The organism is Bradyrhizobium sp. LHD-71 (genome assembly GCF_031157255.1).
In the GTDB taxonomy this organism is placed as follows: Bacteria; Pseudomonadota; Alphaproteobacteria; order Rhizobiales; family Xanthobacteraceae; genus P52-10.
This window is the reverse complement of record NZ_JAVIFX010000035.1, coordinates 14716-31932: the sequence shown is the minus strand read 5'-3', so window position 1 is coordinate 31932 and position 17217 is coordinate 14716. Positions and strand designations below refer to the sequence as shown.

Below are 17217 nucleotides of genomic sequence, written 5' to 3'. Positions count from 1 at the left end.
GCGCATTCGCCGTGCCATGATACGCCGGTCGCCCAATTTGGACCGCGCATGCACGTCTACAACGTCCCAGCCTCAGCGCCCTTCTTGCGCACGGTGATCGAAGCGCTTGTCGATGGCAGGCTCGTTCCGGGATTCGAGGCGCGACACACGCCCGAGAATCTGGCCAGAGCGACGCTCTATCTGCCGACCCGGCGCGCCACCCGGCTTGCGCGCGAGGTGTTCCTCCAGGTGCTGGACAGCGAGGCGGTGATGCTGCCGCGGCTGGTCGCGCTCGGCGACATCGACGAGGACGAACTGATCTTCGCCCAGGCAGCCTCGAACGCACCGGCCACCGCGCTTGAGCTGCTTCCGGCGATCGACGGACTGGAACGGCGGCTGACGCTTGCGCAACTGATCGTTGCCTGGTCGTCCCGGCTGAAGCCGGCCGACGCGGCTTCGACACCGCTCGTGATCTCAGGCCCGTCGTCGGCGCTGGCGCTGGCCGATGATCTCGCCCGGCTGATGGACGACATGCAGACGCGTAAGGTTCCATGGGCCGCACTCGATCGGCTCGTGCCCGAAGAGCACGACAAGTACTGGCAGCTCACGCTCGACTTTCTGAAGATCGCGCGTGAATCCTGGCCCGCCCACTTGCGTGAGACCGGCAGGATGGAGCCTTTCGCGCGACGCGATCTCTTGATCGCCGCCGAGGCGGAGCGGCTCGCCGCGAACCAGACCGGGCCGGTGATCGCCGCAGGCTCGACCGGATCGATGCCATCGACGGCAACGTTCCTGCAGGCCATCGCCCGGCTGCCGCAAGGCGCGGTGGTTCTGCCCGGCCTCGACGTCGAGCTCGACGACGAGTCCTGGTCGATGATCGGCGGGATCAAGAATGCCGCCGGCCTGTTTGTGACGTCACCCGCGCCGTCGCATCCGCAATTCGCCATGCACGGCCTGCTGGATCGGCTGGGCGTGTCCCGCCGCGAGGTAACGAACCTCGCATCGTCGAGTGTGGCCGGACGCGAAACCCTGATGTCGGAGGCGATGCGGCCATCGGATTCCACGGCGCTGTGGCGACAGCGACTGAGCGCGCCCGGAATATCCGACGGCATCGCCCGCAGCGTTCAGCGCGCTGCGGTGGTCGAAGCCCCGAACGTCGAAACCGAAGCGCTGGCGATCGCCGTCGCGATGCGCGAGGCACAACACAAAGCCATCACCACGGCGCTGGTCACGCCCGACCGCGCGCTGGCGCGGCGCGTCCTGGCCGCACTGGATCGGTGGAGCCTGGTCTGTAACGACTCGGGCGGCGATTCGCTGTTGGAGACGCAGGCGGGGCTGTTCGCCCGCCTGGTTGCGACCGTCGCCGCCGAACAGCTCGCGCCCGCACCGCTGCTGGCCCTGCTGAAACATCCGCTGTTCCGCCTGGCACGCGACAGGAAGTCGCTCGAAAGGACGGTCGCGGATCTCGAGCTGGCGCTGCTGCGCGGCACCCGTCCGCCGCCGGGCCTGTCAGGACTGCAGAGGAGTTTCGCCGATTTCCGCGGTGAGCTTGGCAAACTCCGGCGGCGTGAGCCGTCACTGCTGCATCGCTCCGAGCTGCGCACGACGCTCGGCGACCACCGGCTCGACGCCATCCACGCCCTGCTCGCCGATCTCGGCCGGGTGCTGACGCCCTTGGCCGACCAGCATGGAAAAGGCCCGTTCGATTTCGCTGCGCTCGCCGAGCTGCATCGCCATGCGGTCGAATACATGTCCGCCGATGAACACGGCGCGGTGCTGGCGTTCGACGGCGGAGACGGACTTGCCCTGCTCGCAGCGTTTGACGATGCGCTCGCGGATGGCGCGCAGCGCCGCCTGGCGGTCAAGCTCGAGGAGTATCCGGAGCTGTTCGAGACGGCGTTTGCCGGACGGATCGTCCGGCGCCCGGAAAAGCCTCATGCCTTGCTGCACATCTACGGGCAGCTCGAGGCGCGCCTGTCGCATTGCGACCGCGTCATCCTCGGCGGGCTGACCGAGGGCGTGTGGCCGCCCGATCCGCGCAGCGATCCATGGCTCAGCCGGCCAATGCGCCACGAGATCGGTCTCGATCTGCCCGAACGCCGCATCGGCCTCGCCGCACACGACTTCGCGCAGCTGATGGGCGCCGACGAGGTGATCCTGACCCGCTCCGACAAGGTCGGCGGAGCACCTGCGGTCGCCTCGCGCTTCCTGCACCGGCTGAAGGCCGTCGCCGGCGAGGACCGCTGGAACGCCATGCGCGAGGCAGGCAGCGTCTATCTGCGATATGCGGAAGAGCTCGACCGACCCGTCAGCGCCCCGAAGCCGGTCGATCAGCCGGCGCCCAAACCGCCGCGCCACGCGCGGCCGACGGCCCTTTCGGTCACCGAGATCGAGGACTGGCTGCGTGATCCGTACACGATCTACGCCAGGCACATCTTGAGGCTTTCACCGCTCGATCCGATCGACATGCCACCCTCGGCCGCGCACCGCGGTTCGGCGATTCACAACGCGCTTGGCGAGTTCGCGCAGGCTTTCCCGCTTGAGCTGCCCGACGACATCGCGCGCCACCTGCGCGAGATCGGCGGCAGGCACTTTGCACCCTTGATGGATCGCGCGGAAGCGCGCGCGCTGTGGTGGCCGCGCTTCCTGCGTATCGTGTCGTGGGTTGCGGGCTGGGAGCAGACGCGCCGCGATGGTCTCATGCGCGTTATCGCCGAAAGCCACGGTGCCATGGCGATCCCTGTCGGCGAGCGCACCTTCCGCCTTTCGGCGCGCGCTGACCGCATCGAGATCCGCAGCGACGGACGTCTGGCGCTATTGGACTACAAGACAGGCGCTCCGCCATCCGACAAGCAGGTGCGCATCGGCCTGTCGCCACAACTGACGCTGACCGCCGCCATCCTGCGCGATGGTGGCTTCGAGGGTGTCGCGCCCGGCACGCCGGTGTCCGAGCTGGCCTATGTCAGGCTCAGCGGAAACGATCCCCCCGGCGAGGAAAGACGGCTGGAGCTGACGCGCGACAAGCGCTCGGAGCCGCCGATATCGCCTGATGAGGCGGCGCGGGAGGCGCGCGAGAAACTTGAAAAGCTGATCCACGCCTTCGAGGACGAGACGCAGCCCTACAATTCGCTCGTGCTGTCCATGTGGTCCCGCCGCTATGGCACCTATGACGACCTTGCGCGCGTCAAGGAGTGGTTCGCGGGCAGGGGTGACGACGCATGAGCGCTGCACGCAAGATACCCGCTGCAATCCGCGACACGCAGGCCCGCGCCTCCGATCCGGAAGTATCCGCATTCGTCTCGGCGAACGCCGGCGCCGGCAAGACCCACGTGCTGGTCCAGCGGGTGATCCGCCTGCTGCTGCGCGGCACCGCGCCTGAGCGGATCCTGTGCATCACCTTCACCAAGGCTGCTGCAGCGAACATGGCACAGCGGGTGTTCGAAACGCTTGGCAAATGGATCGCGCTGGACGACGCGCGCCTGGACGCAGCACTGCGCGATGCCGGCGTCGCACGGCCCAGTGCGACGATCCGCTCCGACGCGCGCAAATTGTTCGCCCGCGCGCTGGAAACGCCGGGCGGCCTGAAGGTGCAGACCATTCACGCGCTCTGCACCCGGCTGCTTCAGCAATTTCCGTTCGAGGCCAACGTCCCGGCGCGGTTCGCCGTGCTCGACGACCGCGATCAGAACGCGATGATGGAGCGCGCGAGCCTTGCCGTACTGCTCGATGCCGCCGCGCGGCCGGAGAGCGCCGCAGGCCAGGCGCTCGCAACCGCGATGAGCGTTGCGGCGGACGTGACGTTTCGCGACGTCGTGCGCGAAGCCTGTCTCAGCCGCGATCACTTCATGAGCTGGATCGATCGATCAGGCAGCGCGGCGGCGACGATCACTGAACTCTCGCGCTGGCTGAATGTCAGTCCGGATGATCGGCTCGAGACCGTGGATCAGGCCATCGTCGACGGACCGTTGCTGCCGAGTTCGCAGTGGTCGGCAGCGGCGGCGATCTTCGAAGCCGGCACGGCGAACGATCGCCGGCAGGCGGAACGACTGCGCGGGGCGCTGGCCACATCCGACGCCTTGCGACGAGAGCGCTACCTCGCGGTCTTCCTGACAGCAGACCGCGAGCGCCGAAAATCGCTTGTCACCGACCGGCTTTCAAAATCGTATCCGGATTTCGGTGCACGTCTCGACCGCGAAGCCGACCGTCTGGCTGAATTGCTCGACCGGCGGCGCGCGATCGCCATGCGCGACCGCACAGCAGCCCTCGTGACCATCGCAAGCGCGGTTGCCGCGAACTATCGCCGCGAGAAGAACGAGCGCGGCCTGCTCGACTACGACGATCTGATCGACAAAACATTGAAGATGCTCGAGGACACGCGGGCGGGATGGGTGCACTACAAGCTCGACCGCGGCATCGATCATGTGCTGATCGACGAGGCGCAGGACACGAGCCCCAAGCAGTGGCAGATCGTCGAGCGGCTGATCGCCGATTTCACCACAGGGGCCGGCGCGCGTGATGGAATCGAACGCACCATCTTCGCCGTCGGTGATGAGAAGCAGTCGATCTTCTCGTTTCAAGGTGCCGCTCCGCACGAGTTCGACGAAAGACGGCGGGACTTCAGAGCGAAGTTCGAAGCCGCCAATCTCCGTTTCGCACCGGTGTCGTTCAACTATTCATTTCGCTCCGGCGTCAGCATCCTTCAATCGGTGCAAAGCACGTTTCAGGCGCAGGCGATCTACCGAAGCATCACCTCCGATCGCGACGGTATGCCGGCGCATCTGGCGATGGAGGACGCCGCCCCGAGCGTAGTCGACCTGTGGGAATTGCAGGAACCGGAGAATCGCGCCGACATCGAAGGCTGGCGCGCACCGTTCGACGCGGTTTCCGAGACCAGCCCGGAGGCGAAGCTCTCCGAGCGGATGGCACGCACGATCAGGCGGATGATCGCAGGCGATGAAGCTACCGGCCGCGCCGGCGGCCGACGGCCGCTGCGGGCTGGCGATATCCTTGTTCTGGTGCGCCGGCGGGGTGGCCTGTTCGATGCTGTGATCCAAGCGCTGAAGTTCGCCGGCGTGCCGGTTGCCGGCGCGGACCGCCTGAAGCTGACCGAGCATATTGCCATTATCGACCTGATGAACCTGGCGGATGCGATCCTGCTGCCTGCCGACGATCTTGCGCTTGCGGTCGCACTGAAGAGCCCGCTGTTCGGCCTGAACGAGGAGCAGCTGTTCGCGCTGGCCCATGGCCGCAAAGGACGCCTGCGTGAGGCGCTCGCAAAGGGGGCCGACGATTGCCGCACCTTCGGCGATGCCTTTGCATTTCTGCAAGCTTGCGAAGCGCGCGCGGCGCACGCGACACCGTTTGCTTTCTTCTCCTGGCTGTTGGGCTGCGCGCGCGGCCGGGCAAAGATCTTCCAGCGGCTCAATCATGAACCGAGCGATGCACTCGACGAATTTCTCGAACTGGCGCTGACGTACGAGCAGCGCGAGGCGGCAAGTCTGCAGGGCTTCCTCGCCTGGCTGCGCGCCGCCGACACCGAGATCAAGCGCGACATGGAGATCTCGCGCGACGAGGTGCGGGTGATGACGGTGCACGGCGCGAAAGGCCTCGAGGCGCCGGTCGTTTTCCTGATGGATACGACGTCGTCGCCGACCGATACGCGGCGGCTCAATCTGGTCCGCCTGCCGCAAAGCGCCGGCGGTTGCGTCGTCTGGGGCGGCCGCAAAGCCGACGATCCGCCCCCGGTCGTCGCCGCCCGCCTTAAGATGCTTGAGGAAACCGAGGACGAGTATCGCCGCCTCCTGTACGTGGCGATGACACGCGCTGCCGAGCGATTGATCGTCGGTGGCATCAAGCAGGCCAACCGCAACGAAGTCCGCAGCGGGTCATGGTACGATCTGATACGAACCGGACTCGCCAATTCAGATCTGACAGAACAGGTCATAGAAACGAAGGACGGTCCCGTGCGCCGCTACGCGCGGGCGGAAGACACGCTGGTCCCTCCGGACGAAAGGACACAGGCGCCCGCCCAGGCTCAGCTGTTCCTCGCCCCGCCCTGGCTTCGCGAGAGCGTTGTCGCAACGACTCCCGGCTTCGAGCTGAGACGCCCGTCCGACGCAGACGACGGCGACGGCCACCGATTTAATCGCACCGAGACGGTTGCCGACCGGCAGCGCGCCCTGCGTCGGGGCGTGCTGGTGCACCGGCTCCTGCAGTCGCTGCCGGACATCGCGAACGATCGCCGGCGTGAGGCCGCGGACCGTTATCTGGCACGAAACGCGGGCGACGACTGGCCGGAGGCCGAGCGCGCCGCGCTTGCGGCAGAAACGATCAACCTCGTCGACGACCCGCGATTTGCCGCGCTGTTTGCACCGGGCAGCCGGGCCGAGGTGCCGCTGATCGGACGCATCGAGCGGCCGGGCCGGTCTCAACTCGCGGTCTCCGGTCAGATCGATCGCCTGATCGTCGCCGACGGCGAGATCTGGATCGCCGACTACAAGACCAACCATTCGCCGCCGCGCGAGACCTCAGGCATCCCGCCGGCCTACCGGCGGCAGCTTGCTCTCTATCGCGCCCTGCTCCAGCGGATTTATCCCGCCCGGGTCGTCCGTGCGGCACTGGTGTGGACCGAAACACCTGAAATCATGGAGGTTCCGGCGTCCGTCCTGGACGATGAGATGACCGGGATCATCTCACCGTGATGCGGCTTGACCGGACAAGGTCGCGTTCATAGTTTCGTCTTATCCTTCTGGCGCGATTCCCGCGCTGCTGCGATGTCGACGCTGTCCAACGCTTAAGACATCAACACCAAGACATGAGGTTTGACCATGAGTGTCGGCAAGGTTTCGGACGCTAATTTCGAGGCGGAAGTTCTCAAAGCCAATGGACCGGTCGTGGTCGACTTCTGGGCCGAGTGGTGCGGGCCGTGCCGCATGATCGCTCCCGCGCTCAATGAAATCGCCGACAGCATGGGCGACAAGGTGAAGATCGTGAAGCTCAACGTTGACGAGAATCCGGAGACCGCGTCGCGCTATGGCGTGATGTCGATCCCGACCTTGATGATCTTCAAGGGCGGCGAAATGGCTTCGCGTCAGGTCGGCGCCGCGCCGAAGCAGAAGCTGCAACAGTGGATCAACACGGCAGTCTGATCGCCAGCCTCGCAACGCTACACTTCAGAAAAGCCGGCGCGCCCTGTCGCCGGCTTTTTCTTGTTCCGTCAGAGCAATGAGTTGGGCTCCGCAGCATTTTGCGATAAGCGGTGCGAAGCCTCGCTTTGTCCTGCTACGGCAACCGTTCCGGTGCGATGCCGCTCCGCATTCGCAAGGTCCGCGATTGGCGAGATCATGCCAGGATTGAACGTCTCCAAAGGAGCGCCTTTGGCGACACGCCGCGGCCAGTCCGGATGGGCAAGCGCGCCACGCCCTAACGACACGAAATCAGCCTCGCCGCGCCGAAGAAGGCCCGCGGCCTGCTTGGGATCGTGCAGAGACCCGTTCGCGAGCACCGGCACTGGCAAATGCTTCTTCGCCAAGGCCGCCAGGCTCGGACCTTCGCCGAAGGCCGGTCGCCATGCCTCGAAGTCGGTCGTATGCACATAGTCGATGGGAAGCTGTCCAAGCGAACCGAAGATCGCTGCCGCCTCATCTTCGCGCCCGCTCCATTTATGTGTGAAGTCGTTGACCTTGCCCTGGGAGATACGCACGCCGACGATGAAGTCAGAGCCGACCGAGTTTCGCACGGCTTCCACGACCTCGACGATAAGCCGAAACCGGCCCTCGACGGAGCCGCCATAGCGATCGTCGCGAAGGTTGACGCCCTCCGTGAGGAACTGGTCCAGCAAATAGCCGTTCGCGCCATGGACCTCGACGCCGTCGAAGCCTGCGTCCCTCGCAACGAAAGCGGCGTGTGCGAAGCCGTTGACGGCCTGTGCGATCTCTTCGGAGGACATCGCCGTCGGTACGCGATAGGGCCCCGCCCCGCGATAGAAAGCCATCTGTTGCCCCTTCGGGCGGATAGCCGATGGCCCCCTGGTCTCGGCGCTGTACGCGTTTCCCTGTGATAGCGCGCCGGCGTGCATGAGCTGAGCAATCATGCGCGATCCCGCGTCATGCACCCGCTCGACGATCGGCCGCCAGCCGTTTCTCTGGCAGGCTTCTGTGAGTCCGGGCTGGAAGAGATATCCCTGTGAGAAGGCTTTATCGGTGTAGAGGCCCTCGGTGACAACGAGACCGAACCCGCCCTCGGCGAACGCCGTGTAATAGTCAGACATGCGCGATGTCGGGATTCCCTCCGGCGTCGCACTGACCCGTGTCATTGGCGCGACTGCGAGGCGGTTGCGAAGCGTCAACCCACCGAGCTTGAGCGAACTCAACAGGGTTTCCATCCGATCGGAATGTTCACGCTGCAACTGGTCTGGGTGCTCGGCCATGTCGCTCAATGCCCCGTAGACCGGATCGCCGCGATGGCCTCGATTTCGATCAGAACCTTGGGATCGTAGAGAGCCCTGACCTCGGCGATGGTGTCGGCCGGATAGGGCGCCGAAAAGAACTTGCGGCGGAGTTCGACAACCTCTCTGAAATTGCCCATGTCGGTGACGAAGATCGTCACCTTGACGACGTCGTCCAGGCTCGACCCGCCCGCCTCCAGCGCCCGCCGAAGATTGGCGAACGCCTGCTCGCCCTGGGCGCGGAAGCCCCCATCCACGATCTTGCCGTCGTCGCCGGCTCCCGCCTGACCGGAAATGAACAGGAGGTTTCCGAACTTGATCCCCTGCGACAGCAGGAATGGTTCATAGATGTCGGGGTTGGTTATCACGCGTTCCAGCATTGCAGTGATCCTTTAAATTGCCTTATGAGAAAGCTGAGCTCATCTGAGAGAGCTTCGCTCACACCGGCAATTTGTCGTCAGATGCGACGTTGGACAAACTCCGAATTATCAGCTATTAGATGATCTAATTTCATCTATCTACGTACGAGGCATGCGAAGGCTTCCGCCACTTTCTGCTCTGCGTGCGTTCGAGGCTGCGGCCAGACACGGCAGCTTCAAGCGGGCAGCGAGCGAACTCGCAGTCACTCCCACCGCGATCAGCCACCAGATCCGTTCGCTCGAGGAGCACACCAGGCTGACCCTCTTCGAGCGAAAGGTTCGCAAGGTGGTGCTGAGCGATGCCGGCGTGCAGCTCTATCCGGTGCTGCGGGACGGGTTCGACGCGTTTGAGGCCATGCTCGATCGCCTTTCGCAGTCCAGAAAGCGGGCGCAGGTGACGATCTCTGCCACCAACGCCTTCACGGTGAAGTGGCTCGTTCCTCGAATGGCCAACTTCCGGAAGCTGCACCCCGACATCGATCTGCAGCTTCAGGCATCAGACGAAGCCGTCGATCTCGACGGCCGCTCGGTCGACATCGCCATCCGCTACGGACAGGGGTCGTATCCTGGTCTTCGCTCAGAACCGATGTTCGCCGACGAGTTTGCGCCGCTCGCCAATCCAAGACTCGGCGTGCGCGACCCCGCCGATCTCAGTCGGTTTTCCCTGATTCATTTCGAATGGATCAGAAAGCGGCCGGGCAATCCGAACTGGCAAAACTGGTTCGCGAAGGCCGGACTTCCCTGCCCGTCGGACCTCGGACAACTCCAATTTTCCGACGAGAGTCATGCCATTCAGGCGGCTGTCGCGGGACAGGGCGTCGCGCTGCTGAGCCTGGCCCTGGTGGCGGACGAACTCGCCGCCGGGCATCTTATGCAGCCCTTCGGCCCTAAGCTCGATGGATACACCTACCATCTCGTGATGAAGGGCGATGGTTCGCCGAGCTCTAGCGTCAGCGCAGCCGCGGACTGGCTTCGATCGGAAGTGCGTTCGGCCCGCGCGCGCTGAACGCACTGACCGAACGGCAAGGGCGGCCCTCGGCTTTGGACGGACAGAGGCCTAGTTCGGAAACGTGCCGTTCTCGCGCAACACCTCGCCGGCAAGATAGAGCGAGCCGGTGATCAGGATGCGCGGCGGCGTCTCGTAAGACAGGCGCGCGACCCTGCGCAGCGCATCGGCGACGCTCGGCGCGGTCTCGATCCTCATGCCGAGGTGCCGACCCGCTTCGGCCAGCGCCGACGGCGCATAGGCATTCTCGTGATCCGGGATCGGCACGGCGATGACGTGCCGCGTCATACCCGTGAAATTGGTAAGGAACGCGCTCGCATCCTTGTTCGACATCATGCCAACGATGACCACGAGCTGCCGCGACACGCGCTCTTCAAGGTCGCCAAGCGCAGCGGCGACGACGCGCCCGCAATCCGCATTGTGCCCGCCATCGAGCCAGACCTCGGATTGATCGGGCGCGAGCTTCACCAGCGCACCCGAGGCAAGCCGCTGCATCCGCGCCGGCCATTCCGCCCTGGCGACGCCGGTCTCATAGGCGCTTGAAGGGACCTTCAGCGTTTCGATCGACCGCAGTGCGGCAATCGCAAGCGCGGCATTGTCGAACTGATGCCGCCCGAACAATCTGGGAGCAGGCAGATCGAGCAGACCGCGCTCATCTTGGAACACCAGCCGCCCCCGCTCCACGCTGACGTGCCAATGCTGACCGCCCATGTGCACGGGCGCGCGCAGCTCTTTTGCGCGCTTCTCGATCACGGCTTCCGCTTCAGCCTGCTGCAACGCCGAGACCAGCGGCACGCCACGCTTGATGATACCCGCCTTCTCCGCAGCGATCTTGGCGAGCGTATCGCCAAGCATCTCCATGTGGTCCATCGCCACAGGCGTGATGACGGTCGCAAGCGGCTTCTCGATGACATTGGTCGAATCGCCGCGTCCGCCGAGCCCGACCTCCAGCAACACGACATCAGCCGGATGTCTTGCGAACAGATGAAACGCCGCCGCGGTTTCCATCTCGAAGACCGTGATCGGCTCGCCTGCGTTCAGCTGCTCGCAATGTTCGAGCGCCTCGATCAGTTCGGCATCGGAGACCATCGTGCCCGCAAGCCGGAAGCGCTCGTTGATGCGCACGAGATGCGGCGAGGTGTAGACGTGCACCTTCAGGCCCGCAGCCTCCAGGATCGCGCGCAGGTAAGCGATGGTGGAGCCCTTGCCGTTGGTTCCCGCAACATGGATGACCGGCGCCATCCGCCGCTCGGGGTGACCGAGCAATTCCAGGATACGCAGCATGCGATCGAGCGTCAGATCGATCTTGCGCTGATGCAGCGCCATCAGTCGCTGCTGGATCGCATCCAGCGGCTCGAGCTTCTTGGCAGGCGAAGCGCTCACGGGGGCGATGCCGCCGGCGGCGCTTCGGCCAGGTCCAGAAGTGGCGGTGTTACCGCCGGCTGCTCGACCTCGGCAGGCTTGATGGCTTCGGCCTTGCACAGAATCCGGCACAGCCGCGCAAGCGTCGCACGCATCTCGTGGCGATGGACGACCATGTCCACCATGCCGTGCTCTTTAAGATATTCGGCGCGCTGAAAACCCTCGGGGAGCTTCTCGCGGATTGTCTGTTCGATCACGCGCGCGCCGGCAAAGCCGATCAGTGCGCCGGGCTCGGCAATCTGGATGTCGCCAAGCATCGCGTAGGACGCCGTGACGCCGCCCGTGGTCGGGTTCGTCAGCACAACGATGTAAGGTTTCCTGATCTCGCGCAGCATCTGCACGGCGACCGTCGTGCGCGGCATCTGCATCAATGACAGGACGCCTTCCTGCATGCGCGCACCGCCGGACGCAGCGAACATGATGAAAGGCGTCTGCTTCTCTACCGCAAGCTCGAGACCTTTCACCACTGCCTCGCCTGCGGCCATGCCGAGCGAGCCGCCCATGAAATCGAAATCCTGTACGCCGACCACGACCGGCGAGCCCTCAAGCTTGCCATAACCCACCTTGACCGAGTCGTTCATGCCGGTCTTGGCGCGCGCATCCTTGATGCGGTCTACATACTTTCTCTCGTCGCGAAACTTGAGTGGATCGGCGGCAACCGGAGGCAGCGCGACGTCGTACCAGGTCTCGTTATCGAAGACCGATTTCAGGCGCGCATTGGCGCCCATGCGCATGTGATAATTCGAGCCGGGGATGACGAACTGGTTGGCCTCGACGTCCTTGAAGAACACGAGCTGCCCGGTGTCCGGACATTTGATCCAAAGATTCTCCGGCGTTTCGCGGCGATTGAGGAAGCTGCGAATCTTTGGCCGGACGACGTTTGAGATCCAGTTCATGAAAGGCTCCTGTTCCCGGTGTCGTCCTCGCGAAAGCGGGGACCCATATTCCAGAACGTCCAAGGCCAGATCGCTGCCGCTCTGGAATATGGATCCCTGCTTTCGCAGGGATGACGAGCTTTTGTAGTGTCGACTTGCGGACCTAAACTCATCATGCTGAGCGCCTATATGGACGTCCCGCGATATCGGGGCAATGCCGGCGCCGCGTAAACTTTCCGCTTGCAATGCTATTCCGCGGCCTGTCGCGCACCCCGCACGCCCGCAGCGAGCGTGGCGACCAGATCGGCCACGGCGGAAACGGTCCTCGGCGTGGCGCGGCTCTCCGCATCAAGGCTGTCGCGAATCGCATCGACCAGCGCGGTACCGACCGCCACGCCATCCGAGTGCTCAGCGATCGCCCGCGCCGCTTCTGGGTTGCGAATGCCGAAGCCGACACACACGGGGAGCTCCGTATGCCGCTTGATGCGGCTGACCGCCTGCGACACTTTCGCCGAGTCCGCCGTTGCACTGCCGGTGATGCCGGTGATCGACACGTAGTAGACGAAGCCGGATGTGTTGGCGAGCACGGCGGGCAAACGCTTGTCGTCCGTCGTCGGCGTCGCAAGGCGGATGAAGTTCAGTCCCGCCTTCAGCGCGGGAATGCACAGTTCGTTGTCCTCTTCCGGTGGCATGTCTACCAGAATCAGCCCGTCAACGCCGGCAGCCTTCGCGTCGATGAGAAACCTGTCGACGCCATGGATGTAAATCGGGTTGTAGTAACCCATCAGAACGATCGGCGTCACATCGTCGCCTTCGCGAAAGCGCCGTACCACGTTGAGCGTCTTTTTCAGCGTCGTCCCCGCCTTCAACGCGCGCAGACCGGCGGCCTGAATCGACGGGCCGTCCGCCATCGGATCGGTGAACGGCAGGCCGACCTCGATCACGTCGGCGCCGGCGCTCGGCAGCGCCTTGATGATCGCGAGTGAGGTCTCGATGTCCGGGTCGCCGCACATCACGTAAGCAACAAACGCCGCGCGGCGCTGGCGTTTCAGCTCGGCGAAACGGGTCTCAATGCGGGTCGTCACGGCTTGCCTTTCAGAATCTCGGCGACCTGCGGAATATCTTTGTCGCCGCGGCCTGAGAGGTTGACCACCATCAGATGATCACTGCTGCGCTGCGGCGCGAGGTCCACGACCTTCGCGATCGCGTGCGCAGACTCCAGCGCCGGAATGATGCCCTCCAGCCGGGTCAGCAACTGAAACGCATCGAGGGCTTCCTGATCGGTCGCCGACAGATAGGTCACGCGTCCCGTTTCATGCAGCCAGGAGTGCTCCGGTCCGATTCCCGGATAGTCGAGGCCCGCCGAGATCGAATGCGCATCCTGAATCTGTCCATCGTCATTCATCAGCAGATACGTGCGATTGCCATGCAGCACGCCAGGCCGGCCGCCGGTCAGCGACGCTGCATGCAACTTGTCGAGGCCGTGGCCTGCGGCTTCAACGCCGAAAATCTCGATACTGGCGTCGTCGAGAAACGGATGGAACAAGCCCAACGCATTCGAGCCGCCGCCGATGCAGGCAATGAGCGAGTTCGGCAAGCGCCCCTCCGCGCTGAGCATCTGCTCGCGCGTCTCCCGACCGATGATCGACTGAAAGTCGCGCACCATCATCGGATAGGGATGCGGACCTGCGACCGTGCCGATGCAGTAGTAGGTGCTATCGACGTTCGTCACCCAGTCGCGCAGTGCTTCGTTCATCGCGTCCTTCAGCGTGCGCGTTCCGGACTGCACCGCGACCACCTTGGCGCCGAGCATCTCCATGCGGAACACGTTCGGCGCCTGCCGCGCCACGTCCACGGCGCCCATATAGACGATGCACTCGAGACCGAAGCGTGCGCAGAGCGTCGCAGTAGCGACGCCATGCTGTCCCGCACCGGTTTCGGCGATGATGCGCTTCTTGCCCATGCGCTGCGCGACCATGATCTGGCCGAGCACGTTGTTCACCTTGTGCGAACCGGTGTGGTTCAGCTCTTCGCGCTTGAGATAAATTTTTGCGCCACCGAGATGCTGCGACAACCGTTCGGCGTAGTAGAGCGGCGACGGACGGCCGACATAGTCCTTCAGGTGCGCGTTCATCTCGTGGTGAAACGACGGATCGACCTTCGCCGCGGCATAGGCCTTTTCGAGGTCGAGGATCAGCGGCATCAGCGTTTCGGCGACGAACCGCCCGCCGAACATGCCGAAGTGTCCGCTGTCATCCGGACCGGTGCGGAAGGAATTCGGTTTCGACAACGCCATCAGCCACTCGCCAGTCTTGTCTCGTCCACGGCGCGCGCCGCGCGGATGAAGTCACGGATTTTTTCGGGGTCCTTGACGCCGGGCGCGCGTTCGACGCCTGAGGAGACATCGACGCCGCCGGCCCCGGTGATGCGCACGGCATCTGCGACATTGATCGCGTTCAGACCGCCTGAGACCATGAAGGGGACTTCCAGGTCAAGGCCCTCCAAAAGCCGCCAGTCGAACGCCTCGCCGAGACCGCCCGGGCGCGTAGCGTCCTTCGGCGCCCGCGTGTCGAACAGAATGCGATCGGCGACGGCGGCGAAGCCTGCAAGCGTCGAGAGGTCGGCCTCTGTCGCGACGGGAAGAACCTTCATCACCGGCAGCTTGAACTTTGCCTTGATGTCGCGCACACGCGCAACGCTTTCCATGCCGTGCAGTTGCAGCAGGTCCGGCCGCAAGGCTTCGATGCTGTTTTCAAGCAGGGCGTCGTCGGCGTCGACTGACAGCGCCACCTTCAGCGCGCGGCCGCGCACCTGGCGGCCGAGCTCTTCGGCGGTGCCAAGCGCGATATGGCGCGGCGAAGCCGGAAAGAACACGAAGCCAACCATGTCGGCGCCGGCGCCGAGCGCTGCGTCGAGCGTCTCGCCGGTAGACAGGCCGCAAATTTTGACGATCAGGGACATGGCCTCAAAAACGCGTCAAAGCATCGTGGAACGATGGCCGGCTTCTACAACGCCAGGAGCCGCTTGTCTCCCCGCCCCGTGCCCGAAGGCTACTCTGCCCGGGGGCGCAACAGGGCGTTTGAGGACGGCAGAGGAGAGGCGAATCGGGAGACCTTGCTGTCGTCGAGTTGGCTGCGGGCGGCGCGGGCCTCAGCTTCATGGCGGCGGGCGGCGCGTCGCCAGCGGCGCTGCCGGAACCAGGTGGCCGCCCCTCCCGCTGCCACACCCGCGATCGCGGCCAGCAGGATCACCAGAAACAACGGCATGGTCAGACTTAAAGCCGGATCCGTACTGTCGAAGGGATCAAATGATACCGTCGCCATGTGACGGTTCGCGACCGCAAAGATCACGACCACCATCGCAAGCGGCAGCAGCACAAGGCCGTTGAAAATCTTTCGCAGCATCGGCTCGTCTCCTGGCGGAAGCCCGCAGACAACACCGAGCCAATGCCACCTGAGCGCCAGACTGGCTCGGCGCCAACTGGACTCAATGGGACGTATCTTCGCCGTTGGCCTTGTTCAACCGCTCGCGCATTTCCTTGCCGGTTTTGAAGAACGGTACGCTCTTCTGGTCGACCGGAACGTGCTCCCCGGTGCGCGGATTACGGCCCGAGCGGGCCGGCCGGTGCTTCACGGAAAACGCACCGAAGCCGCGCAACTCAACCCGATCGCCGCGCGCAAGCGCTGCGACGATCTCGTCCAGAATCGCGTTGACGATATTCTCGACGTCTCGCTGATAGAGATGCGGATTGTGCTCGGAGATGCGTTGAACGAGCTCTGACTTGATCATCGGGGCGCGTGCCTATGAATGACGAAACCCATTTCCGTGAAAAGATGCTGCACTGTCAAGACGATAAATCGAAGCCTCGAGGTATGAAAAAGAGCGTGACAAAACGGCTCGGGCAGGCTTGGCCGGCCGGCGCACGCGCTTTTCGCACAGTGATAACGTGATCGAAGAACGCTACTCGGTCACCGACGGACGCCAGAGCGCCAGCAGACCTTGCAGGCCAAGCTGATCCACCGCCTGGATAGAGCCTGCTTCTTCCAGCTGGCGTGCAATGGTCGTCAGCCCGACCGCGTCGAGCGTCGCGCTCATCGCAAGGCGAATGAAGCTCATATCGCCGAAGCGCGGCGACATCCGGAAATCCCGCACCGGAAGCTCACGATCGATCTTCTTCTGCGCAACGAGCCAGGCGACCGCTGTCTTCTCGTCGCCAAGCTGATCGACAAGCTTCAGCGCGAGCGCCTGGCGGCCGGTAAAGACCCGACCGTCGGCGGCCTGCGCCAGCGTAGCATCATCCATACTGCGCCGGGTCTTCACGAGATCGCGGAACCAGGCATAGGAATCCTTGACCAGCGAATCGATCGCTGCGCGAGCCTCGGGGCTCGTCGGCTCGAAGCCGTTCGGCGCGGCTTTCAGCGGCGATGACTTGATCTCCTCCACCTTGACGCCGACCGTCTTCATCAGCTCCGTAAAATTCGGGAACTGCACCAGCACCCCGATCGATCCGACGAGGGAGGTTCCCTGGGAAACAATGTGATCGGAGGCGAGTGCAGCAATGTAGCCCCCGGACGCGCAAAGCCCGTCGACGACAACCACAAGCGGCTTTTTTTCCTTCAGGCGCACCAGCGAGTCATACAGCTGTTCGGCGCCGGCCGTGGTGCCGCCGGGCGAGTTGATGTGCACGATCACCGCCTTGGTTGACGAGCGTCCGAGCCGCTCCAGTGCCGCAACGCGGTCACTGTCGCTGCGGATCAGTCCCTCGATCTTGATACGGGCGATCGACGAATCGCCGGCGATCGAGCGTCGACCGGCTGGGGTCGCCAGAACGGCGACGGCGACAATCGCGGCGGCGGCGGTCAGCGCCGCAGCGACACGCCAGAAGGTCAGCTTACGGCGCATGCGTCGACGATCGACGATCAGATCGGCATCGGAAGGCATCTGTCATCCTCTTGGGGCTTTCGGAACCGTGTTGGCCCGCTCGCCCTTTATAGGTGGTAACGTGCAATTTCTCATTACAATTCAATATGTACAAAACAAGGACTGAAGTGCCCTGAAAAGCCGAAGGCC

14 protein-coding genes are annotated in these 17217 nt (G+C 64.2%); 4 read left to right on the top strand and 10 right to left on the bottom strand.

Annotated features, from left to right (window positions below):
* The first annotated feature begins 48 nt into the window (after positions 1–48).
* The 3 genes from addB (at position 49) to trxA (ending at position 7127) form a co-directional block, all read left to right on the top strand.
* Complete coding sequence (gene addB / locus RCO31_RS29720; protein WP_308971924.1) at positions 49–3201, top strand: double-strand break repair protein AddB; 3153 nt, start codon at positions 49–51, stop codon at positions 3199–3201.
* Positions 3198–6680 carry a double-strand break repair helicase AddA gene (gene addA, locus RCO31_RS29715; RefSeq protein ID WP_308971923.1) on the top strand — a complete coding sequence of 1161 codons (3483 nt, stop codon included), beginning with the start codon at positions 3198–3200 and terminating at the stop codon, positions 6678–6680. The genes addB and addA overlap by 4 nt, the downstream gene beginning before the upstream one ends.
* Before the next feature lie 126 nt (positions 6681–6806).
* Positions 6807–7127, top strand: coding sequence for a thioredoxin (trxA, locus tag RCO31_RS29710; protein ID WP_308971922.1), 321 nt, complete (start codon positions 6807–6809; stop codon positions 7125–7127).
* Positions 7128–7195: 68 nt separating this feature from the next.
* On the opposite strand, the gene RCO31_RS29705 is transcribed toward trxA, so the two are convergent.
* Complete coding sequence (locus RCO31_RS29705; RefSeq protein WP_374991551.1) at positions 7196–8362, bottom strand: NADH:flavin oxidoreductase; 1167 nt, start codon at positions 8360–8362, stop codon at positions 7196–7198.
* A gap of 50 nt (positions 8363–8412) precedes the next feature.
* A complete protein-coding gene (locus RCO31_RS29700) occupies positions 8413–8805 on the bottom strand; it encodes a RidA family protein (protein WP_308971920.1) in 393 nt (130 codons plus the stop codon).
* A 151-nt stretch (positions 8806–8956) separates the two neighbouring features.
* On the opposite strand from RCO31_RS29700, the gene RCO31_RS29695 reads away from it, so the two are divergent.
* Entirely contained in the window at positions 8957–9850 is an 894-nt protein-coding gene (locus tag RCO31_RS29695; RefSeq protein ID WP_308971918.1) for a LysR substrate-binding domain-containing protein, read from the top strand.
* 51 nt (positions 9851–9901) lie between these two features.
* On the opposite strand, the gene RCO31_RS29690 is transcribed toward RCO31_RS29695, so the two are convergent.
* From RCO31_RS29690 to sppA, 8 genes are all read right to left on the bottom strand, one after another.
* Positions 9902–11176, bottom strand: coding sequence for a folylpolyglutamate synthase/dihydrofolate synthase family protein (locus RCO31_RS29690; protein WP_308971971.1), 1275 nt, complete (start codon positions 11174–11176; stop codon positions 9902–9904).
* A 53-nt stretch (positions 11177–11229) separates the two neighbouring features.
* Positions 11230–12168 carry an acetyl-CoA carboxylase, carboxyltransferase subunit beta gene (gene accD / locus RCO31_RS29685; protein ID WP_308971917.1) on the bottom strand — a complete coding sequence of 313 codons (939 nt, stop codon included), beginning with the start codon at positions 12166–12168 and terminating at the stop codon, positions 11230–11232.
* A gap of 227 nt (positions 12169–12395) precedes the next feature.
* Entirely contained in the window at positions 12396–13232 is an 837-nt protein-coding gene (gene trpA / locus RCO31_RS29680; protein WP_308971916.1) for a tryptophan synthase subunit alpha, read from the bottom strand.
* Positions 13229–14443 carry a tryptophan synthase subunit beta gene (gene trpB / locus RCO31_RS29675; protein WP_308971915.1) on the bottom strand — a complete coding sequence of 405 codons (1215 nt, stop codon included), beginning with the start codon at positions 14441–14443 and terminating at the stop codon, positions 13229–13231. The genes trpA and trpB overlap by 4 nt, the downstream gene beginning before the upstream one ends.
* Positions 14443–15108 carry a phosphoribosylanthranilate isomerase gene (locus RCO31_RS29670; protein ID WP_308971914.1) on the bottom strand — a complete coding sequence of 222 codons (666 nt, stop codon included), beginning with the start codon at positions 15106–15108 and terminating at the stop codon, positions 14443–14445. The genes trpB and RCO31_RS29670 overlap by 1 nt, the downstream gene beginning before the upstream one ends.
* A gap of 89 nt (positions 15109–15197) precedes the next feature.
* Complete coding sequence (locus tag RCO31_RS29665; RefSeq protein ID WP_308971913.1) at positions 15198–15551, bottom strand: lipopolysaccharide assembly protein LapA domain-containing protein; 354 nt, start codon at positions 15549–15551, stop codon at positions 15198–15200.
* An 82-nt stretch (positions 15552–15633) separates the two neighbouring features.
* Entirely contained in the window at positions 15634–15936 is a 303-nt protein-coding gene (locus tag RCO31_RS29660; protein WP_308971912.1) for an integration host factor subunit beta, read from the bottom strand.
* A gap of 171 nt (positions 15937–16107) precedes the next feature.
* Positions 16108–17088: a signal peptide peptidase SppA gene (gene sppA, locus RCO31_RS29655; protein ID WP_308971911.1), complete on the bottom strand. Its 981-nt coding sequence runs from the start codon at positions 17086–17088 to the stop codon at positions 16108–16110.
* Positions 17089–17217 lie beyond the last annotated feature (129 nt).